Below are 19,572 nucleotides of genomic sequence, written 5' to 3' on the forward strand. Positions count from 1 at the left end.
GCCGCCGCCCTGGGTTCCGCCCTGGGTGTTCCCATTGCCGTTGCCCTGGGTGCCGCCCTGGGTGTTCCCGCGGCCGTTGCCCTGGGTGCCGCCCTGGGTGTTGCCGTTTCCGTTGCCTTGTGTGCCGCCCTGGGTGTTACCGCCCTTGGGCATGCTGCCCTTCTTGAAGGTGTTGTTCTCGTGGTGCTGCTGGTGATGCCGGCCGGCCGAGTACGAGGTCTCGTGGTGCTTCATCGGTGCGGCCTCGGCGCTCGCCATACCGAGACCTCCGACGGCCAGAGCGGCGATGCAGGAAATACCGGCGATACGGGCGGCTATGTGACGTCGCGTGTTGTACATGAGAAAACCTCTTGTTCCTGTTTCCCGAGGGGGATGCAGTTCCGGATGAACTTGCGTAATTCATTTCAGCCGGTGTGGGGGCTGCCGTGTGTCCCCCGGTCGGTGGAGCGGGCGGCTGACATGCCCGTCAGCCCGTCGGCGCCCGCCGGGAAGCGGCTTCCCCCGGCCCCGGGAGGACACCGCACCCGGCCCGGCACGAGGGGTGCCGGACGCGGAAACGGCGAGGGCCCCCGTGAGCGGTGGGGGAACGTCGCACGTCCCTCTCACTGCCTCACGGGGGCCCGCTTGTCATGACAAGCGGTGGCCTTACGCCCTCATCGCGTCGGTGGCCGCCTCGAACGAGTCCGAGATGATTTGCTCTGTGATCTTCTCGGTCGCTTCCCCGGTGGCCATCTCCAGCGAGGAGGAGATCAGCTTCTCCGTCTCCTCGTCGACGACCTTGGTGGCGCCGGTCGTGCCGCCCTGGGTGTTGTTCGTGCCGCCCTGCGTCGCGCCCTGGGTGTTGTCGTCCCCGGCGCCCTGGGTCGCGCCCTGGACGTTGTCGGTGCCGCCCTGCGCGCCGCCGAGGGTGTTGCGGGTGCCGTTCTGCGTGCCGCCCTGGACGTTGTTGGTCCCGCCCTGGGCGCCGCCCTGCGCGTTGTGCGTGCCGGACTGGGTCCCGCCCTGGACGTTGTCGGTGCCGCCGACCGTGCCGCCCAGGGTGTTGTTGGTGCCACCGAGCTGCGCGCCGCCCTGGACGTTGTCGGTGCCGCCCTGCGCACCGCCCTGGATGTTGTGGTCACCGCCCTGCGCGGCGCTCTGCGTGTTCCCGATGCCGCCCTGGGTGTTCCCGGTGCCGCCCTGAGTGCCGCCTCGGCCGCCGGCGCCGACCACCTGGACGTTGTTGCTGTTTCCGTCCCCGTTGTTGACGACGTCGCCAACAAATCCGCCATTATTAAAGATGATCGTATATTTGGCGGAGGGGTCGGGGGCGTGGCGGAATTCCGCGGAAGCCTGGCTCGCTGTTGCACCCGTCAGCGCCATGGCAGCGGCAATGGACAGGGTTGTGTAGAGGCCTACCCTTTTCACAGCAGCCCTTTCGTGCGGTAGATAGCAGATAGGATTTTCCTGCCGGACCAAAATGGCGTAAATCGGCACTGCATATCTAGTGCGACACGGCCCTGTCACCCATACAGACTGCGGCCGGACTTCTGCGGACACGGCCCCCGGTTCCGGCCGGCGCCACCGCTGCGCCGGCCGGGCGGACGGGTCGGGTGGACTGTGCCTTCTCCGGTGGGCCGCCTCGTGTCTTCCTGCCGGACCGCGCGGTCAGACGGTCGCGGCCAGCCAGCCGATGGTTTCCGTCGTGTGTTTGCCGTCGCTCTTCGCGGCGCCGGCGTACACCTCGTTCAGGCGGATCAGGAAGCCCGTGGGCGTGACGTCATGGATGCGGATGCCCGGCGTCTCCGGGCCGTTGAAGGTCTGGGTCAGGGGGAGCACGACAACACTTGAACCGGGCGGGAACGGAGTGGGAAAGGTGACGCGGGTGAAGGTCGAGGTGTTGCCGCCGGTCGTCTCGATCGCGTTGTCGGAGTTCAGATCGATCTTGCCGGTCTGGATGAAGCTCATCGTGACCTCCTTGGTGGGAGGACGTGCCTGGCTGTCCTCGCCGGCTGGAGGGAGGCTTGTCGTTCCGTACACTCTGTATGCCGAAGTCCCGCGGATGAGTGATCGCCTTTCGGACAGGCGGAACGCCGACGCGTGGGCCCGGAGTGAAGGTGTCCGACCGGACGCCCGCCGGCCGTGCGCCCCCGCGTCCGCTCGGTACACCCGGCGCACCCCCTCGACGGCACGGGCCGCGACGAGCCGGGCGGGATTCCACCACCGGCGGGTCGAAGCCCCCGCCGGCGCGTCACTGCTCACCGAGGGGTGGCTGCCGGGCCAGGAACTCCTCGAACGCCGCCCTCTGCTTCGGGTCCATGAAGCCCTGGCGGACGCTGCGGGCCTGTTCCTCGAGCCAGTGCGCCTCGTCGGGGTCCAGCAGTTCGGCGACCACCACGCCTCCGCGAGCGACTGCCGTGCGCCCTCCTACGCGACGGCGAAAGAGCGTGAACGGGCCGAATTCCATCGGGTGGGCCAACTCCCGCTCCCCGGGACCGACTTCGCTCTCGCTCTCATGGTCACCGGTCGGGCAGGCGGTCGGTGCCCAGTGTTCCCAGAGGGCCAGCGTGGCGGCGGGCACCAGCACCGCGCGCTCCGCCTCTCCGCCTCCCTCCCACATGAAGGTGACGGTGACCGGTTCGCCGACCGCCTCGGCCAGTCCGAGTACCCGCTCCATCTCGTCGTCGACCGGGTAGGCCGCTACTGCATCGATCTGTATACCCATGGTGCCGCAGGCTACTGGCCGCCTCCGACAGTGCAGTTGTACGGCGGTCCCGGTACGGTTGCCGGCCGGAGGCCGAGCCGCCGCCCCCGTGGCGCTTCTCGTGCCAGGCCCACCCGAGGGGCGCCGCACCGCGTCCGAGGATCGACTCGGGCGGGGACCGACTCGGACGGGGATCGACTCTTGCGGGGACCGACTCGGGCGGGGATCCAGGGCTGCCGGGGACCCCCGCGGCCTCGCCGGGCGCCCTCGCACGAGCGCGGCGGGCTCCGGGACCGGAGGGGCGTGGCGCACTTGGCCTCCTCCCGCTCACGTCACCAGACGCAGTGACGTCGCCGCGACACCCAGTCGTACGCTCTGGCCCCAGGTCAGCTCCAGGGCGTCGGTCTCCATCCCGTCCCCGAATACCACCATCCGGTCCGACTCCACGGTCAGCCGCAGGTCCTGCCCCCGCCCCAGGTCACCCGCGACCCTCGACGTGCCGGTCGCGGGTGACGGCCATGCCTCGCGCACGAACCACAGGAGCCGCGGGTCGCGCGGCTCGGGCATGGGCGCGCTGCTGCCGCGCTCCAGCCACAGGGAGCGGAGCCACCCGGTGGCGCCCGTCCCGGTGCCGACCAGCACGCCGGACGATGCCTGGGCCTCGCCCGGGTCCGCCTCGCCGTCGGTGCTCAGGCGGTAGCGGGCCGTCTGGTGACCGGGCGAGCCCACATAGATCTCGTTCAGCGCGAGAAGGCGCTGGGTGTCGTCGGCGACGGCCTCGACCATGGTCAGCTCCTCCACCCGGCCCCCGGCGGCGGTGGCGGCACGCAGCAAGGAGGCCGTGTCGGCGGAGCGGTGACGGACGAGCACCCCCGGGTTGCGTCCCGGATCGGTGTCGACACCCACCACCGGCTGCCCGGACAGATACTTCGCGGTGTTGGCGACCAGACCGTCCTGACCGACCACGATCACCACGTCCTCCGGCGCGAACAGGAAGCGGTCCAGGTCCGACCGTTCCACCCCGGATCTGCGCCAGGTGAGCGGCACCGCCGACGCCACGACGCGCAGGGCCCGCCGGGTGTCGTCGTGGCGGCGGACCACCTCGTCGATCGAACGGCCCCGGCTGGAGAGGAAGAACGCGGCCTGGCCGTGCGTCCCGTGCCGGGCGAGCAGCCCCTCGTACTCGGTCCTGCGGTGCACGAGCACCGCGCGCGGAGCCAGGCTCACGCGTCCGCCCGGCCTTCCGGGCGGCCGAGCCTGGCGAGGAGACCGCTCAACACGTCGGGGGAGAGGGTGACGCTGTCGATCCGCGGCAGGTTCTCCGCCAGCCGGGTCGCCGCCAGTGCGTGCAGCGTGGCCGGGTCGACCTCGCCGTGCACCCGCAGCCAGGCGGCCTGGGCCTCCGCCCGCGCCGCACCCGTCGCGCGAGCCGCCTCGGCCTCGGCTCGGGCGAGGCGGACCTTGCGGGCCGCCTCGGCCTCGGTCCGTACACCGTCGGCGGCCGCCTTCTCCTCGGCCTCACGACGCGCGTTGGTGCCGCGCTGGTCGACCAACTGCTCCTCGCGCCTGGCCAGTTCGATCTGGCTGGCCAGCTCGTTCTCGGCGATGGCACGCTCGCGCTCGACGGCGACGGCCCGCCGCTCGTACGTGGCCCGGTCCGCCTCCTGCTGGATCTGCTCGCGGGCCGGGGTGCGCAGGGCGCGCTCCACCTCGGCCTCGGGCCGGATCGCGACGACGCGTACGGCCACCACGTCGATGCCGGTCGCCGGCAGGCGGGGCTCGGCCGCGAGTCCGGCGGCGACCCGGTCCCGCACGGAGGCGACGCCGTCCACCAGGGCGACGGCCAGCGGGGTCCGGGCCAGTACGTCCAGCGTGTGCTGCTGGGCGGTCTCGGTGAGGAGGGTGGCGATCTGCTCCAGAGGGGTGCCGCGCCAGCTCCCGCTGTCCGGGTCTATGGAGAAGTCCAGCCGGTTCGCCGCCTCGGCGGGGTCGCTGATCCGGTAGGTGACGGTGGCCTGCACGGTGACGTCCTGGAAGTCGGCCGTACGGGCGTGGAACGCCATGGCCAGTTCCCGGTCGTCCACCGGCACTTCGGAGAGCGCCGCCGACAGCGACCGGTACCAGAAGCTGAGCCCCCGGCCGTCGTGGGCGAGCCGGCCGCGCTTGTGGTGGCGGACGTGGGCGGTGGGCGCGCAGCGCAGATGGCGCCATCCGAAGCGCCGGGTGATGTCGGCCATGGTGAACCCCCTTGATTTCGTCAGTGAGACGATAATAGGGAGCGTTGATCTCGTCAACCAGACGAAAACGATGCGGCACCTACGACCCGGCACACGCCGGGGCGGAGGCCGCGCGCCTGGCCCACCGCCGGAGCGGACCGGGGTTCGGGCCGGCCCGAGCACTCACACGCCCCCGACGGCCGCGTCCGGGCGCGCCACACCGGCCCCGGAACCCCCTTTGCGCGCCGGCCACTTCGTCCCTGGCCGGACCACTCCCCGGTGGGCGGCGGTCCGGCCCGGGACGACGTGCCGGGTGACGTGTCTCAGCGGACCGTGACGTCGAAGACCGGTGAGGCCGTCCTGCCGTTGACGATGCGCAGGTCGTTCTTGCCCTTGAGGCCCAGCTTGACGCCCAGCGAGTAGGAGCCGTCGCGCGAGACCGGGGCCGAGGCGGGAAGGGAGACCCAACTGCCGCGCTGCTTCTGCTGCAGGGTCACCTTGCTGCCGGCCGCGATGCCGGTGGTCTTGCCGGTGACCCGGAACAGCTCCCAGGCCCGGACCGAGGTCTTGGACGGCTTGGCGGTGATGCCGGTCTGGGCGGCCGGGGCCTGCTGTGCCACGGACGCGGAAGGCGTGGTGTGCGTGGCCGTTCCGGTGGCTGCCGTCGCGGTGCCCGCGAGGGCGAGGGAGGCGGCGCCCAGAGCACCGATGACGGCCGTACGCAGGGAGTGCCGCTTCGAGATCATCACTGGCATGTCCTTTTCTGTGACGAGGATGGCTTTTCGTGCCGGAAGTGAGCTACATGCCATTTGGTGTAGTCAGTCATGGAGACGGCAGGGGAGCGGCGGACGTTCATCGCCGTCATGTCCGCGTCCTGTAACAGCCGACCGGCCCCACACGCCCGCTGTTCAGGCAGGCGCGTGCACAGGACCGCCGCCGCCTCCGGCCGGCCGCTCGTCGCGGGACCGCCCGTACGCCCTCGTCATGGAGGCACGGGCGGATCAGGCGACGGCGGCACCGCTACGGTCCGCCGGCACAGCGGACCTCGCGCCGGTCACTTCCGTTCCAGCGCGGCCAGCCTCAGCTCGAGCTGGTCGATCCGGTGTCGTAGCAGGGCGACCTGGGCTTCCAGGCCGACCTCCCGCTCCGCCCTGCGTTGAATGCGCGGTGACGCGGCGGCGCGCTCGATCACTGCCTCCAACTGGACAAGGCGCTGAGGCCCGTTCGGGCCGTCCACCAGCCGTGACCGGATCTCGCCGTTGCGGTACCACGACCGCAGGGCCGAGCGGGACACGCCGGTCTCGGCTTCCGCCTTGGCCAGGGTGACCCAGGGCGTCTCGTCCAGCTGCTCGAACAGCTCCAGCTCGCTCTGCCAGCGCGCGAGCCGGTCCTCCCAGTCCGACGGAGTCCCCATCGCACCCTCCCTTGAACACAGTGACCCTGTCAATACCAGTGTATTGACAGGGTTGAGACCATCGAACCATGCCATTCGAACGGTTCACGGTGGAAGCCCGCAAAGTAGTCGTCACGGCTCAGGAGGAGGCGAGGCTGCTGAAACACAGCCACATCGGCACGGAGCACATCCTGTTGGGGCTGCTGGACGATCAGGACAGCATCGCGGCGAAAGCCCTGCACCAGCTCGGGTACGACAAGGCGGCGGCACAGGCAGACATCGCCGCTGTGGCCGAGCCCGGCACGCGGGAGCTGCGCGGCCACATCCCGTTCGCGCCGAGCGCGAAGAAGACGCTCGAACTCGCCCTGCGCGAGGCGCAGCAGCTGCACCACCACCACATCGGTACGGAACACATCCTGCTCGCCCTCGTCAGGGAGGGTGGGGGCGACGGGGCGGGTGCGGGTGCGAAGGTGCTCGCCGAGCGGATCACCCCGGTCGACAAGGTCCGCACCGCGGTGCTGGCCCTGCTGGAGGGACCGCAGCAGGCCGCGGCAGGCCCGTGGCCGGCCGGCACACCCGCGACCGAGGACACCGTGTCCGCCGCCAGCGCGCTGGCCGGTGGCGCACCGGTCGGCAGCCATCACCTGCTCGAGGCGATGCTGAGGGCGGAGAACAGCATGGCGGCCAGGGTGCTGCGTGAACTCGGGGTCGACCCCGACGCGGTCGCCGCCAAGATCGACGAGATCGACCCGGAGACGACCACGGACGCGAACCCGGAGGAGGCCGCCGCCCGGAGGATGGAGATCCGGCTGGTCGACGACGAGGTGCACCTGATCCTGCGGGACCCGGCAACGGTCACGGCCGCCAGGAAGGTGACCGAGTTGTCCGGCGGACCGGTCCTGGGCGCCGGGCCGGTCGCCGGCATGTTCGTCCCGCTCTGGCGGTCGACCAACCAACTGCTGTCGCGGATCCAGCGTGTGCTGGAACCGGAGCACGACGACGCGGACGCAGCCGCCGGAAGCAAGACGGCCAAGATCCTGCGCACGGTGCTCGCGCCCCGGCTCCGCCGGTGAACCGACGATCAGCGGCCCACCGGTTCCGCGGGTGAACCCGCTGATCAACGGCCCACCGGCTCCGCGGGTGAACCGACTGATCAACGGCCCGGAACCGGTCGGTGGGCCAGCCGGAGCGACTACGCGGTGCACGACCGGGCGCTGACATCGCCTCACCTGCGACCGAGGCGCCACACGCAGCAGGTCCGCCGCGCCGAGTGAGGCGCGGCGCGGCGGACGGCAGGCCGCGCCACCCACGAACAGACATCACGGTGCATCGGAGGCAACCATGACCATCAGCATCATCGGAGCCGGACCGGGCGGCCTGGCCCTCGCCCGCGTGCTGCACATGAACGGCATCGACGCCGTCGTGTACGAACGAGACCCCGCTCGGGGCGCGCGCGGTCAGGGCGGCACGCTCGACCTGCACGCCGCGACCGGCCAGCGAGCGATGCGCGAGGCCGGACTGATCGACCGGTTTCAGGCGCTCGCCCGTCGTGAGGGGCAGGACCTGAAACTGTTCGAGCCGGACGGCACCCTCCTGCTCCAGGTGGACACGCCCGACGACGCGCCGCTCGAACGCCCCGAGATCGACCGTGCCGATCTGCGCAACCTGTTACTGGACTCCCTCCCCGCACATGCGGTGCGCTGGGGGCACTCGCTCGAATCCGCCGACGACGGCGTCCTGCACTTCGCCGACGGCAGCAGCGCCCCGTTCGACCTGCTGGTCGGTGCCGACGGCGCGTACTCCCGGGTCCGCCCCCTGCTCACCGACGCCCGGCCGGCACACACCGGCCAGAACGTCGTCGAGCTCGGCATCCCCGACATCGACCGCACCCACCCCGACCTCGCGGCGACGGTCGGGCGCGGGAACTACTGGGTGCTGGGCGACGGACAGTCCCTGTCGGCGCAGCGCAACGGCGACGGCCGCGTACGCGTCTATCTCAGCTTCCACGACACCGCCGAGGACTGGTTCGCGACCAGCGGGATCCCGTTCAGCGACCCGGCCGCAGCCCGCGAGCGGCTGACCGGCCTGTTCACCGGCTGGGACCCACGGGTCACCGAACTGATCGCTGCCTGTGACGGCGCGGTCCTGCCACGACCGATCACCACTCTCCCGGTCGGGCTGACCTGGCTGTCGCAGCCGGACGTGACGCTGCTCGGCGATGCCGCGCACCTGATGCCGCCGGTGGGGCAGGGCGCCAACATGGCGCTGCTCGACGGGGTCCTGCTCGGCCTCGCGCTGGTCGCCCACGCGGACGATTTCTCCGGCGCGGTCGAAGAGTACGAACGCGAGATGTTCGAACGTACCAGCGCCGCCGGCCGGCAGTCCGCGTACGTCCAGGACATCCTGGCGTCGCCGGACGCCGGCCAGAAGATGCTCGCTTTCTTCCAACCGGACGAAACAGGCGGCCAGTCCTGACGGAACGGAGGGACCGGGCCCCGGAACCCGCCCGACGTATCTGCCGCGAGGTGACCGAGTCCGCCTGTCTGGCAGGTGACCAGGTGGGTGGCCGGCATGGGTCCGGGCGGCCGTCACCAGGTGGGCGAGGAGTCCGCCCCGCCCTGCTATGGTGCGCCGATGTCATCGATCAGGCAGTTCCAGGTCACCTTCGACTGCGCGGAACCCGCGCGTCTCGCCGGTTTCTGGTGCGAGGTGCTGGGATACGTCGTACCGCCGGTCCCGGAGGGCTTCGACACGTGGGAGGACTACCACCGTTCGCTGCCGCCTGAGAAGCAGGTCGTCTACTTCGCATGCAGTGATCCTTCGGGCATGGGCCCGCGCGTGCTGTTCCAGCGCGTGCCCGAAGGGAAGGTCGTCAAGAACCGGGTGCATCTCGACGTGCGGGTCGGCACCGGACTCGTGGGTGAAGAGCGCCTGGCCGCCCTGGAGGCCGAGTGCGCACGGCTGGTCGCGCTCGGCGCGGTGCACGTGCGCACGCTGCTCGCCGACGAGGAGAACGAGTCCTGCATCCTGATGCAGGACATCGAGGGCAACGAGTTCTGTCTCGACTGAACCGCTGCGGCCCGACGTGAGCGAGGCCGGACCGGCAGGCAGGGGCCGTCTGGTCCCGCACCGGTAGCCGGGCCGTCCGGGGGAGGGGCGCCCAGGAGTGGACAGCTCGCCGGTCCGCGAGCTCGATTCTGCTCAAGGTCACCGATGGTCCGGTCACGAGCCGAGTCTGGCAGGTGCAGTCGCCCCGGCGTGGCGTTCACGAACAGGCGCTCAGCTTGCCGTTCGACCGCCGGGCCGCTCTTCATCGCCTCGTGGACTGCGAGTTCCTCTGGAGTGCCGAGGAAGGCCGGCCCGGCCCGCAGCCGGCTGTCCGTCAACGTATGCGTCGCTCAGCGCAGTTGCGGCGCGCCCACCTCGATGTCGAAGTCGCACACCTGCGCCCGTACATGACGCCCCTTGGCATCCGTCATCCGCACCGAGGAACCGTCCTTGGTGTGCGGGGGCACCACGGTGATGCTGGGGTCGTACGCGGCCGAGACCTCGCAGCCGTCGCCCGGAGCGGCCGTCGCCTCGTAGAAGAGCGGGAATTCGACGGTGTGGCCCGGGTGCAGCTCCACGTGCACCGGTGCGGCCCCCCTCTTCGGTTTCCCGTCGGCGGCCGGCCCCTTGCCGATGTGCACGTCGATGTCCGGGTAGCCGTCGAAGGCGCAGGATTTCGGTCCGTTGTTCTCGGCGCTGAGCGTGGCCGCCCCACCGTCCGGGTGCTTGCCGAGCAGGCGGGTCATCTTCCAGTCCAGCTGGGACGTCCGGCACGCGACGGAGCGAGCGTCGGACGCACTGCGATCGGTGCCGCAGGCCGCGGATCCCAGCGTGACCACCAGGCCGAGAGCGGCGACCGCCAGTATCCGCCGTGCCATGTGAATCCTCCCGCCGAAGACACCCCGGCGGGCCTCGGTGTTACTGCTCCCGCCTCACACCAATCTAGATGCGCGCAACGCGGAAGCGGTTCCAGCGAGCGGGTCCTACTCGGTGAACGCCTGTCGGCAGTGTGCGAGCAACCGGCCTACCGCCGGGGTTGGCGCGCTCTTCCAGATCAGGGCGAGTACCGCTGGTGTGCCGACGTCGTCGATGGCGCGGACGGTGAGCCGGTCGCGGTGCTTCTCGGCCATCGAGCTGCTGAGGACGGCGACGCCGAGCCCGCGTGCGGCGAGGTCGGCGATCGCGTCCGCGGCACTGGCCTGCAGCGTGATCGTGGGGTGGAGGCCCTGTGCGGCGCACGCCTGGTCGAACACCGTGCGGAGGCCCGTACCGGGTGGCATGCACGCGATCGGGTGGGCGATGAGGTCACGCAGGCGGAGGTGCGGCTGTTTCGCCAGGGGGTGCCCGGCGGGGACTGCCGCGGTGAGCCGTTCGCTGATGATCGTCAGCGCTTCCAGCCCGTCGGGAGCGGTGGTCGCGGTTCCGACGAGTGCCAGGTCGAACGCGCCGGTACGCACCCCTTCGACGAGCCGGTCGGAGCTGTCCTCCAGGAGCACGATCTCCACACCTGCATGGGCCTCGTGGAACGCGGCGAGGGCGTCGAACAGCGGGGTGAGCGTGCAGCCGATGACCATCCCGACGGTGACCCGGCCCCGGATCAGGTCGGTCACCTCGCCCACTGCCTGGCCGACCGCTCCGGCCGCGGCGAGTGCGGCGCGGGCGTGATCGAGCGCGGCCTTACCCGCGACGGTGAGGGTGACGACGCGGGCCGACCGGTCGAACAGCTCGGCACCGAGTTCTCGTTCCAGCTGCCGGACCTGGGCGCTGACCCCGGACTGGCTGATGTGCACCCGCTCGGCCGCGCGGGTGAAGCTCCGCTCCTCCGCGACGGCGACGAAGTACTCCAGCTGCCTCAGTTCCATGACTGAGAATTCTAGTTCGCAGAAGAACCATCTGTTGGACTTCTGGACGCTCCGCGACCAGGCTGAGGAGCACCGGAAACCGATCCCAGGAGGAATCATGTCGGAGTACGAGAAGGCCATGCGCCCCGAGGACATCACCCGCTTGTTCGTCGAGCGCTCCAACGCCGGTGACGCGGCCGGAGTCGCCGCCCTCTACGAAGAGGATGCCGTGCTGGCCTACCCGCCCGGCAAGCTGACGGAGGGGCGGGAGGCGATCCGCGCACTGTGGGAGAAGGTGCTGGCCAACGGCCCCCGCTTCGAGCCGGAACAACCGCTGCCGACGCTGGTCAGCGGGGACATCGCGCTCACTTCGACCCCACCGAGGGACGGGACCGGCGCGCGGGCCCAGGTGGTCAGGCGTCAGCCCGACGGAAGCTGGCTGCGCCTGCTCGACCAGCCCGAGTTCACCCCGCCCGCCCGCTGACCCCTTCCGCCTCCCAATGCGGCCCAGGACGGCAGGTGTTGCGCGGAGAGCGGTGTCCGGCCGGTCACCCACGCCGGTCCGCCCCCGTACGCATGCCGGGCATACCCCCACACTCACCCGCACGGCGTCCAGCGGTTGATGCGTTCACCCCACCGCTGTCGCACCGGCCGGATATCGTGCTGTGTCCCCGGCAGGAAGGGCGATGACGCCATGGGCAGATCTGCCTCCAGGAGCTTGGCCCGTGTGGGCCTCGTGATGAGCACGTCACTGCTGTCGGCCGTGCTCTGCGGTACGGCGAGCGGGGCTGTCCCCGAGGACGCCGGGGGGCAGACGGCAGCGGTCCCCGCCGCACGTGTGGGCGGCGAACGCGACTGTCCCGTCGTGTACTTCGACCTGGGTGAGACCCTTCTGCACACCGCCGACGACGGCAGCACCGACTACCTGCGCGGCGCGGCCTCCTACCTGCGCGCTCTGCGTGAACGCCACATCAGGGTCGGCCTGATCACCAACGTCCCCTCCTCCTGGGGCACGACCGACGCCGAGCGTGCCGCCAGGCTGAAAGAGGAGGTCGACGCCACCTGGCGGGGGCCGGTCCCCTTCGCCTGGGCGGATTTCGGGGACCGGATCCTGACTCCGCGCGCCGAGACCGAGCGTAAGCCGGCCCCGGTCCTCTGGCAGCGTGCGAAGGCCGAGTCGGGCCGCTGCCGCGTCGTGTACGAGGCGGAGACGGCCGAAGAGGTCTCGGTGGCCTCCTCGCTGGGCTTCGTGTCGTACCAGGTGGGCCGACCCCACCGGCCCGCGTTCCTGCCGGTGGGCCTCGTGGAACTCCTCGGCCGTCGGTCCCGCTGAGCCAGGACCGGGCACCCTGCCTCCGCCTACCGGCGGCCCGCGGGCCAGTGCGGGTTCGGCATGCCGTCGTCGCCCATGTGTGCCCGCCGCCAGATCGCCTTCCAGCTGTACGCGGCCGCAGGCACGGACGGGTGCCTTCGTCCGCACGGACACGGCGCCGGCGCCCAGGCACACCGGCCGCACAGCTCGACCCGTCCGTGCCCGGTCGAGTGCGGCTCCGGCTGCCCCTCGTTCCCGCACGCGGGGCAGCCGGGCAGCTCAGCGCCGTCCAGAAGCGCGTTCTGCCGCCGGACGTACTCGGTCAGCAGCAGAGGCGGGTGGCGCAGCGGGTCGTCGTACCAGGCGCGGGCCGGCCCGTCCCAGGGGCTGCGCAGCCACCACGGCCGAGGATTCGGCACAGCCCGTCGCCCGGACCGCTTCTCCGCCCGGCGTTGCGCCGCGTACTCCTCCGCCCGCGCGAGCCACAGCACTCGTGCCTCGTGCAGTTCCTCCACCGCCCGCACCAGCGCCTCGGGGTCCGCCCGCAGGTGCCGAGGGATCCGTGCGCTCAGCGTGAGGTGGTGGTATGTCGCCCGGAGACCGTAGGGCGCGAAGACGGTGAGGCAGGTGCGCAGCGCGCTGTGCCGGCGGTGGAGGGGGAGCCGGGCGTCGTGCACCCGCGCTCGGTGGGTCAGGAAGCTGCTCACCTCGTGAACTGTAGGTCCGGTGCCCGGGCCGGAGGCGTGGACCCCGAGCCCGGGCACCCCGGCGGGCCGCCTGCGGCCCGCCGGGGTGCCCGGCCCGTTCAGTGGGCGGCGAGGAGCTCCAGCGTGTCGATCACCCGGTTGGAGAAGCCCCACTCGTTGTCGTACCACGCGACCACCTTGACGTGGCGGCCGTCGACGCGGGTGAGGGCCGAATCGAAGATCGACGAAGCGGGGTTCCCCGTGATGTCCGACGACACGAGCGGGTCGTCCGAGTACTCGAGGACGCCCGCGAGCGGCCCCTCCGCCGCGGCGCGGTAGGCCGCCAGCACGTCGTCACGCGTCACCTCGCGGGCGACGGTCGTGTTGAGTTCGACGATGGAGCCCACCGGCACCGGCACGCGGATCGAGTCACCCGAGAGCTTGCCGTCGAGGTTCGGCAGCACCAGGCCGATCGCCTTGGCGGCCCCGGTCGTGGTCGGCACGATGTTGACGCCGGCGGCCCGGGCACGACGGGCGTCGCGGTGGGGGCCGTCCTGCAGGTTCTGCTCCTGCGTGTAGGCGTGCACCGTCGTCATGAACCCGTGCTCGATGCCGGCCAGTTCGTCGAGGACGGCGGCCAGCGGCGCGAGGGCGTTGGTGGTGCAGGAGGCGTTCGAGACGATCGTGTGCACGGCCGGGTCGTAGGCGTCGGTGTTGACGCCGAACGCGAGCGTGACGTCGGCGCCGTCCGACGGTGCGCTGACGAGCACCTTCCTCGCGCCCGCGTCGAGGTGGGCCCGGGCGGCCTTGGCCGAGGTGAAGCGGCCGGTGGCCTCCAGGACGATGTCGACGCCGAGCTCGGACCACGGCAGTCGCGCCGGTTCGCGTTCGGCCAGCACCGTGATCCGCCGGCCGTCGACGACGAGGGCGTCTCCGTCGACGGTCACCGGACGCCCCAGCCGGCCGGCCGTGCTGTCGTAGGCCAGCAGGCGGGCGAGAGTGGCGGGCTCGGTCAGATCGTTGACGGCGACGATCTCGAGGGTGCTGTCGCGCTCCAGCAGTGCGCGCAGCACATTGCGTCCGATGCGGCCGAATCCGTTGATGGCGATGCGAGTCATGAGTGATGTCCCTTCCCTTCGCCACCAGCGTCGCCCGCTGCCCGCCTCGCGGACAGTGGCGGGATCGCCATGGTTCAAAAGGATCCCGCCACAAGGCCCCACCCCCGGGTGCCCGGCGGGTCACTCGCCCCGGGTGAAGGTGCGCCGGTACTCGCTCGGTGTGGTGCCGAGGATGCGCTGGAAGTGCAGGCGCAGGTTCGCACCGGTGCCGAGCCCGACGTCCCCGGCGATCTGCTCGACGCTGCGCTGCGAGCGTTCCAGCAGCTCCCGGGCGAGGTCGATACGGGCCCGCATCACCCACTGCATCGGCGTGTAGCCGGTCTCCTCGACGAAGCGCCGGGAGAACGTGCGCGGTGAGACCTCGGCCTGCCGCGCCAGGATGTCGAGGGTGAGGGGCTCGCCGAGCCGGTGCAGCGCCCACTCACGGGTGGCGGCGAACCGCTCGCCGAGGGGCTCGGGAACGCTGCGCGGCACGTACTGGGCCTGACCGCCACTGCGGTAGGGAGCGGCGACCAGACGCCGGGCCGCATGGTTGGACGCGGCCACTCCCAGGTCGCCGCGCAGGATGTGCAGGCACAGGTCGATGCCGGAGGCGGCGCCGGCCGAGGTGAGCACGCTGCCCTCGTCCACGAACAGCACGTTCTCGTCGACCTTCACGAGCGGGTGCCTGGCCTTGAGTGCCCGCGTGTAGTGCCAGTGCGTCGTGGCGCGCCTGCCGTCGAGCAGGCCCGTGGCGGCGAGCGCGAAGGCGCCCGTCGAGATGGCCGCGAGTCGTGCGCCCCGGGCGTGGGCGGCGATCAGCGCGTCGACGACGGCCTGCGGCGGGTCGTCGCGGTCCGGGAAGCGGTAGCCGGGGACGAAGACGATGTCGGCCCACGCAAGTGCGTCGAGGCCGTGGGCGACGTCGTAGGCGAGGCCGTCGCCGCCGGTCACGAGACCGGGCGACGCCCCGCACACCCGCACCTCGTACGGCATGCTCGCGCGGGTCGTGAAAACCTGCGCGGGAATTCCGACATCGAGCGGCTTCGCCCCCTCGAGCACGAGGACGGCTACGCGATGCAGGCGGGTGGCTGGCACAGGAAGAGATTACGTGGGCCGTGACGGCGGTACGTCCGCTGTGGGGACGGGCTGTGGGGACGGGACGCGGGGACGGGACGTGGGGACAGGCTGTGGGGACGGGCCGTGGCGGACGGGCCGTGGCGGACGGGCTGTGGGGACGGGTGGACAGGGGATCCTCCGGAACGTGCCTCCGCCCGCGCGGAGCCGGCCGGTGGCACTCGGCCACGTCGGCATCGGCTGACCGGATCGGCCTCGTGCGGCGTCGCGGAGGTCCGGTACGTGTGCTCCGGGCGGCCCCGGCCGGCGCAGCCGGCGGCACGGAGGGGGAGGGGACGTGGGCGAGGGGTCGGCGCCCGCGCCCCGTCCGGCAGCCGGTGGCGTCCGGTCAGACGGACCGCTCGGCGCCGTAGTAGCCATGGCGCAGGCGGAATCGCATGGGCTCGGTGCCGTCGGCCCGGATGTGCCCGATCAGCGTCGACCGCAGTGGCTCGGGCAGCTGCCTGCCGTGCGCGCCGGTCCATTCGAGCGACGCGAAGAGCTGGGCTGCGCCGTCCAGTTGGGCCGGGCTCGGCGAGTGCGTGGTCAGCGCGGTGAGGACGAGGCCGGGGTCTTCGGCGAGCAGCAGCTGCTGGACCGCCAGGTCGTACCACTTCAGACCGCCGTTGGGCTCCCTGGCGGCGGCTCCGGCCCAGGCCAGCAGGGCGAGGACCCGCTCGACGCCGTCGGGACAGACGCGGGGGACGAGCGTCGTGAGCCGGACTGTGGCCGCGCGGAGTCGGTCCGACCGGGTTCGCGGGTCACGTCCCGGCGGGTCGCAGACGTCCATGGCCGCCTCGCGCAGTCCGGCGGGCGCGGCCTGGACCCAGCGCAGCTGACGCCGGTCCTCCTCGGCCCGCTGCGCGGCCAGCCGCGCCTGAGCCACCCGGGACGCCGTCAGGCCCTGTTGCGCCAGCCACTCGGTGAGTGCCGAACCGTCACGCAGGTCGGCGTCGCTGTCGCCGAGGCCCCGAAGACCCGACCGGTGGTGCAGCGTCCAGCAGGCGATCACCCGGTCGTCCACGTCGTGAACCATGATCGTCGGGCCGCCGTCGCACCGGCACCGGTCGCCCGTACCGCCGTCCACGACGGCCAGGAGGCGGCTCAGGTCCGCGATCCCGGTGCCGGTCACCACGGTCCGCGCCACATCGGCGGAGTCCACGTCGGCAGGCGATCCCTCGGTGATCACGACGCGCCCGGCACGCTCCAGTACGTCGCGCAGGCGAGCCGTCGTCGGGGCGCCCTCATCCATACCTGTCGTTCCCTCGGAGATCACGTGCGCGAGAATAGCCGCGCCGTTCCGCCGACGGCCTCCGGGCACCGGAGCGGTGCCTGGGGCCAGGACCCGTCCGGTGCCGCGTCCGCGACCCTGTCCGGCGCCGGGGACCGGTGCTGCGGTCAGTGTCGGGCCGGCCCTGTCCTGCGCCGGTGACCGGCACTGCGGCCATGGTCCCGTCCGGCCCGCCGTCGGCGGTGTCCCGGCAGGGACCGAGCCGCCCGGAGAGAGCCGCGGGACCTGCCCGGTCTCGGGTGTGGTGCCCGGCCGACTGATCAGGCGGAGCGTTCGGGGATGGTGGGAAGGATCTTCTCGGCGATGTCGCGAAGAACGGCGTCGTCCGGGAGGGCTCCGGACTCGCTCCACACGGTGATGTCGTAGCTGCCCCCTCGGTCCGTGCGGTCCAGGGCGACCGAGAGAGTTCTCGCAAGGGGGCCTTGGTCGACCGGTGCAGCGGATCCGTCGCCGCTGAGGTCGATCGTCAGCTTGAGGGTGTGGTCCGAGGAGAAGGCCCCGGGGCGGCCGAGGACCTGGACCGTCTTGATGTCCTTCTCGCCCACGGTTTCCTTCAGCTTCACGTACTGCGCCACCGACAACTCGTCGTAGGTGGCCGAGATTTTGACGGTGTAGGTGTCGAACCGGACCTCGGCCTCCGGCTGGGCGACCCTCCCGCCGGACAGGGGAGCGGTGTTGTCGCTGCCGGATGCCGCGGTCGCCGTCTCTCCGGGCGTTCCGAGCAGCTGGGCCAGATCGGGCCGGTTGAGCGCCTCGCACAGCTCCTGACCGGTCACCGCGCCGGGCTCGGCCTGGTAGGCCCTCGGCAGCTCCTCGTGTTCCCTGCTCGAACAGGACGCGGGTCGCGATGCGCTGTCGTCGGACGGCATCACGCGCGGGAGCAAGAACAGCGCGGCCGCGATCGCCCCGAACACGGCGACAGCCGCAACGCCCTGGGCCCACGCGTTGGGCTCCTTCCGCGCAGTGGCCGTGACGGGACGCGGGCCGGATCCGTACTGAGGTCGCGGCTGGGGTCCGGCCTCGGACCGGAGTCCGGCGGCCGCATCGACGGCCAACCCGTCCGCGGACACCGCCGGGTCCGTGTGGGGTCCGGCCTCCGACCGGAGTGAGGCGGCCGCATCGACGGCCACCCCGTCCGCGGACGCCGCCGGGTCCGTGTTCCGGCGTGCTCGCAGGGCCTGGACCACGGAATGGACGCGCACCGCGGTGAAGACGAGGAACACGACGCCGAGGCCGGCCGCGAGCCGTTCATGCTCCTGGACGGCGAGATACAGGATGCGTATGCCGAGGACGGACCCGATGACGATGAGCAGGGGCTCTCGGACCCAGAAGGGGAGGCGGCGGATGAGGAAACCGAGCATCCGGTGATCTCACCACGTACGCCCTGGTGGAAGACACAGTTCCGCGCCGTTCGGGAGCCTGGCGAGCGCAGTGCCCCGGCAGGGCTCCACGGCGTCGGTCCCACATCGCCGATTCCCGCCCCGAGGCCCCTCCCGCAGGGCCCCGTGTGCCGGGGTCGCACGCTCCGGCGTAGGGTCGCGGTCGGCAGTGCCGGGCGGGGGTGGCCGACAATGCCGAGCGGGTGCGGCCGACAACGCCGAGCAGGGGTGGCCGAGAATCCCGAGCGGGGGCGGCCGACAACCAAGCGGGGGCGGCCGACGGCACGGACCGACGTCGGAGGTAACCTCGGCCGGCCATGGCACGGGCGGCCCCGCGTGCCGGGAACAGCCGGTCCGTCCGGCACTGTTGCACAGGCCGAGGGACCGGGGCCGGACCGGCGGGGGACACGGAGACCACCGGGTCGCCCCCCGACAGGGCCCGGGCCCAGAGGAGCGCGGTGCCCCCGCCGAGCTCCCGTACCGACACCTATGTCCGCAGGAGGATGTTTCATGACCGACCGGCCCTTGACGCTCATGGCAGTGCACGCCCACCCCGACGACGAGGCCACCGGAACCGGAGGGGTCCTCGCGCGGTATGCGGCGGAGGGCATCCGTACGGTTCTCGTGACGTGTACCGACGGCGGTTGCGGTGATGGCCCGGGAGGTGTCAAGCCGGGCGATCCCGGGCACGATCCCGCGGCCGTCGCCCTGATGCGCCGTCGCGAACTCGAGGCGAGCTGTGACGTCCTGAAGGTCAGCGATCTGGAGATGCTGGACTACGCCGACTCCGGGATGATGGGCTGGCCGAGCAACGACGCCCCCGGATCGTTCTGGCGGACCCCCGTGGAGGAAGGCGCCGCCCGACTCGCGGAACTCATGCGGCACTACCGGCCCGATGTGGTCGTCACCTACGACGAGAACGGCTTCTACGGCCACCCGGACCACATCCAGGCCCACCGCATCACGATGGCGGCGCTGGAGATGACCGCGCTGACACCGAAGGTGTACTGGACGACGATGCCCCGCTCGATGATGCAGCAGTTCGGTGAGATCCTGCGCGAGTTCAACGAGGACATGCCGGAGCCGGATCCTGCGGAGGCCGCCGCGATGGCCGAGATAGGTCTTCCCGACGACGAGGTCACCACGTGGGTGGACACCACCGCGTTCAGCGGTCAGAAGTTCGACGCGCTGGCCGCGCACGCCAGCCAGGGCGAGAACATCTTCTTCCTCAAGATGGGCAAGGAGAGGTTCGGCGAGTTCATGGGCGTGGAGACCTTCGTACGCGTCCGGGACACCTCCGGTGCGCCCGTACCGGAGAACGATCTCTTCGCCGGACTGCGCTGACCCGCCTGTCGGACCGCTGCCAGGGAAAGCTCATGGGCCGTACGGTGTGATCGGGCGCTCTCGCGAACCCTCATGCTTGGTCCGGCGTTCCGGCGTTCCGGCGTTCCGGCGTTCCGGCGTTCCGGCCGTGCCCGGGGGCTCTCCGGCGTTCCCGCCGTGCCCGGGG

Annotated in this window: 21 protein-coding genes; 6 read left to right on the forward strand and 15 right to left on the reverse strand. The window is 71.6% G+C overall.

Annotated elements, in window-relative coordinates; genetic code table 11:
* From GT045_RS27035 to GT045_RS27070, 8 genes are all read right to left on the reverse strand, one after another.
* On the reverse strand, window positions 1-339 hold a 339-nt coding region (locus GT045_RS27035; protein WP_202529072.1), incomplete at its 3' end, for a hypothetical protein.
* A 306-nt stretch (window positions 340-645) separates the two neighbouring features.
* Window positions 646-1,362 carry a hypothetical protein gene (locus tag GT045_RS27040; protein ID WP_161298157.1) on the reverse strand — a complete coding sequence of 239 codons (717 nt, stop codon included), beginning with the start codon at window positions 1,360-1,362 and terminating at the stop codon, window positions 646-648.
* 285 nt (window positions 1,363-1,647) lie between these two features.
* Entirely contained in the window at window positions 1,648-1,947 is a 300-nt protein-coding gene (locus GT045_RS27045) for a hypothetical protein (protein WP_161298158.1), read from the reverse strand.
* Window positions 1,948-2,230: 283 nt separating this feature from the next.
* A complete protein-coding gene (locus GT045_RS27050) occupies window positions 2,231-2,704 on the reverse strand; it encodes a hypothetical protein (RefSeq protein ID WP_161335749.1) in 474 nt (157 codons plus the stop codon).
* Window positions 2,705-3,010: 306 nt separating this feature from the next.
* Window positions 3,011-3,910: a hypothetical protein gene (locus GT045_RS27055; RefSeq protein ID WP_161335750.1), complete on the reverse strand. Its 900-nt coding sequence runs from the start codon at window positions 3,908-3,910 to the stop codon at window positions 3,011-3,013.
* Entirely contained in the window at window positions 3,907-4,920 is a 1,014-nt protein-coding gene (locus tag GT045_RS27060; protein ID WP_161335751.1) for an SPFH domain-containing protein, read from the reverse strand. Before GT045_RS27060 ends, GT045_RS27055 begins: the two co-directional genes overlap by 4 nt.
* A gap of 302 nt (window positions 4,921-5,222) precedes the next feature.
* Window positions 5,223-5,645: a hypothetical protein gene (locus GT045_RS27065; protein ID WP_202529073.1), complete on the reverse strand. Its 423-nt coding sequence runs from the start codon at window positions 5,643-5,645 to the stop codon at window positions 5,223-5,225.
* A 308-nt stretch (window positions 5,646-5,953) separates the two neighbouring features.
* A complete protein-coding gene (locus tag GT045_RS27070) occupies window positions 5,954-6,313 on the reverse strand; it encodes an excisionase (protein WP_161335753.1) in 360 nt (119 codons plus the stop codon).
* Window positions 6,314-6,381: 68 nt separating this feature from the next.
* On the opposite strand from GT045_RS27070, the gene GT045_RS27075 reads away from it, so the two are divergent.
* The 3 genes from GT045_RS27075 to GT045_RS27085 all read left to right on the forward strand — a co-directional run bounded on the left by GT045_RS27075 (window position 6,382) and on the right by GT045_RS27085 (window position 9,361).
* Complete coding sequence (locus tag GT045_RS27075) at window positions 6,382-7,365, forward strand: Clp protease N-terminal domain-containing protein (RefSeq protein ID WP_161335754.1); 984 nt, start codon at window positions 6,382-6,384, stop codon at window positions 7,363-7,365.
* A 268-nt stretch (window positions 7,366-7,633) separates the two neighbouring features.
* Window positions 7,634-8,767, forward strand: coding sequence for an NAD(P)/FAD-dependent oxidoreductase (locus tag GT045_RS27080; RefSeq protein WP_161335755.1), 1,134 nt, complete (start codon window positions 7,634-7,636; stop codon window positions 8,765-8,767).
* Window positions 8,768-8,926: 159 nt separating this feature from the next.
* Window positions 8,927-9,361 carry a VOC family protein gene (locus tag GT045_RS27085; protein ID WP_161298166.1) on the forward strand — a complete coding sequence of 145 codons (435 nt, stop codon included), beginning with the start codon at window positions 8,927-8,929 and terminating at the stop codon, window positions 9,359-9,361.
* A 329-nt stretch (window positions 9,362-9,690) separates the two neighbouring features.
* On the opposite strand, the gene GT045_RS27090 is transcribed toward GT045_RS27085, so the two are convergent.
* Both GT045_RS27090 and GT045_RS27095 read right to left on the reverse strand, forming a co-directional pair.
* Window positions 9,691-10,218, reverse strand: coding sequence for a DUF4232 domain-containing protein (locus GT045_RS27090; protein ID WP_161335756.1), 528 nt, complete (start codon window positions 10,216-10,218; stop codon window positions 9,691-9,693).
* 105 nt (window positions 10,219-10,323) lie between these two features.
* A complete protein-coding gene (locus GT045_RS27095) occupies window positions 10,324-11,202 on the reverse strand; it encodes a LysR family transcriptional regulator (protein WP_161335757.1) in 879 nt (292 codons plus the stop codon).
* A gap of 97 nt (window positions 11,203-11,299) precedes the next feature.
* On the opposite strand from GT045_RS27095, the gene GT045_RS27100 reads away from it, so the two are divergent.
* Together GT045_RS27100 and GT045_RS27105 are read left to right on the forward strand one after the other, a co-directional pair.
* A complete protein-coding gene (locus GT045_RS27100; protein ID WP_161298169.1) occupies window positions 11,300-11,665 on the forward strand; it encodes a nuclear transport factor 2 family protein in 366 nt (121 codons plus the stop codon).
* 243 nt (window positions 11,666-11,908) lie between these two features.
* Window positions 11,909-12,514: a hypothetical protein gene (locus tag GT045_RS27105; protein ID WP_345942770.1), complete on the forward strand. Its 606-nt coding sequence runs from the start codon at window positions 11,909-11,911 to the stop codon at window positions 12,512-12,514.
* Between the two features lie 26 nt (window positions 12,515-12,540).
* Here the strand turns inward: GT045_RS27105 and GT045_RS27110 are convergent, their stop codons facing one another.
* From GT045_RS27110 to GT045_RS27130, 5 genes are all read right to left on the reverse strand, one after another.
* Window positions 12,541-13,200 carry a hypothetical protein gene (locus GT045_RS27110; RefSeq protein WP_161335759.1) on the reverse strand — a complete coding sequence of 220 codons (660 nt, stop codon included), beginning with the start codon at window positions 13,198-13,200 and terminating at the stop codon, window positions 12,541-12,543.
* A 98-nt stretch (window positions 13,201-13,298) separates the two neighbouring features.
* Window positions 13,299-14,297: a type I glyceraldehyde-3-phosphate dehydrogenase gene (gap, locus tag GT045_RS27115; protein ID WP_161335760.1), complete on the reverse strand. Its 999-nt coding sequence runs from the start codon at window positions 14,295-14,297 to the stop codon at window positions 13,299-13,301.
* A 120-nt stretch (window positions 14,298-14,417) separates the two neighbouring features.
* Entirely contained in the window at window positions 14,418-15,374 is a 957-nt protein-coding gene (locus GT045_RS27120; RefSeq protein ID WP_161335761.1) for a helix-turn-helix domain-containing protein, read from the reverse strand.
* Between the two features lie 367 nt (window positions 15,375-15,741).
* Window positions 15,742-16,644: a hypothetical protein gene (locus GT045_RS27125; protein WP_161335762.1), complete on the reverse strand. Its 903-nt coding sequence runs from the start codon at window positions 16,642-16,644 to the stop codon at window positions 15,742-15,744.
* A 299-nt stretch (window positions 16,645-16,943) separates the two neighbouring features.
* The gene (locus tag GT045_RS27130) at window positions 16,944-18,044 is read right to left on the reverse strand and encodes a DUF6215 domain-containing protein (protein WP_161335763.1); all 1,101 of its coding nucleotides are present in this window, start codon (window positions 18,042-18,044) and stop codon (window positions 16,944-16,946) included.
* A 528-nt stretch (window positions 18,045-18,572) separates the two neighbouring features.
* On the opposite strand from GT045_RS27130, the gene GT045_RS27135 reads away from it, so the two are divergent.
* Window positions 18,573-19,406, forward strand: a complete 834-nt coding sequence (locus tag GT045_RS27135; RefSeq protein ID WP_161335764.1) for a PIG-L family deacetylase — start codon at window positions 18,573-18,575, stop codon at window positions 19,404-19,406.
* Window positions 19,407-19,572 lie beyond the last annotated feature (166 nt).

Source organism: Streptomyces sp. SID486, assembly GCF_009865385.1.
Lineage (GTDB): Bacteria > Actinomycetota > Actinomycetes > Streptomycetales > Streptomycetaceae > Streptomyces.

Coding starts and splice junctions, on each gene's coding strand:
- GT045_RS27070 (WP_161335753.1), bottom strand. CDS start 6,313: ATGGGGACTCCGTCGGACTGGGAGGACCGGCTCGCGCGCTGGCAGAGC.
- GT045_RS27075 (WP_161335754.1), top strand. CDS start 6,382: ATGCCATTCGAACGGTTCACGGTGGAAGCCCGCAAAGTAGTCGTCACG.
- GT045_RS27130 (WP_161335763.1), bottom strand. CDS start 18,044: ATGCTCGGTTTCCTCATCCGCCGCCTCCCCTTCTGGGTCCGAGAGCCC.
- GT045_RS27080 (WP_161335755.1), top strand. CDS start 7,634: ATGACCATCAGCATCATCGGAGCCGGACCGGGCGGCCTGGCCCTCGCC.
- GT045_RS27040 (WP_161298157.1), bottom strand. CDS start 1,362: ATGGCGCTGACGGGTGCAACAGCGAGCCAGGCTTCCGCGGAATTCCGC.
- gap (WP_161335760.1), bottom strand. CDS start 14,297: ATGACTCGCATCGCCATCAACGGATTCGGCCGCATCGGACGCAATGTG.
- GT045_RS27095 (WP_161335757.1), bottom strand. CDS start 11,202: ATGGAACTGAGGCAGCTGGAGTACTTCGTCGCCGTCGCGGAGGAGCGG.
- GT045_RS27135 (WP_161335764.1), top strand. CDS start 18,573: ATGACCGACCGGCCCTTGACGCTCATGGCAGTGCACGCCCACCCCGAC.
- GT045_RS27125 (WP_161335762.1), bottom strand. CDS start 16,644: ATGGATGAGGGCGCCCCGACGACGGCTCGCCTGCGCGACGTACTGGAG.
- GT045_RS27060 (WP_161335751.1), bottom strand. CDS start 4,920: ATGGCCGACATCACCCGGCGCTTCGGATGGCGCCATCTGCGCTGCGCG.
- GT045_RS27050 (WP_161335749.1), bottom strand. CDS start 2,704: ATGGGTATACAGATCGATGCAGTAGCGGCCTACCCGGTCGACGACGAG.
- GT045_RS27085 (WP_161298166.1), top strand. CDS start 8,927: ATGTCATCGATCAGGCAGTTCCAGGTCACCTTCGACTGCGCGGAACCC.
- GT045_RS27090 (WP_161335756.1), bottom strand. CDS start 10,218: ATGGCACGGCGGATACTGGCGGTCGCCGCTCTCGGCCTGGTGGTCACG.
- GT045_RS27045 (WP_161298158.1), bottom strand. CDS start 1,947: ATGAGCTTCATCCAGACCGGCAAGATCGATCTGAACTCCGACAACGCG.
- GT045_RS27065 (WP_202529073.1), bottom strand. CDS start 5,645: ATGATCTCGAAGCGGCACTCCCTGCGTACGGCCGTCATCGGTGCTCTG.
- GT045_RS27100 (WP_161298169.1), top strand. CDS start 11,300: ATGTCGGAGTACGAGAAGGCCATGCGCCCCGAGGACATCACCCGCTTG.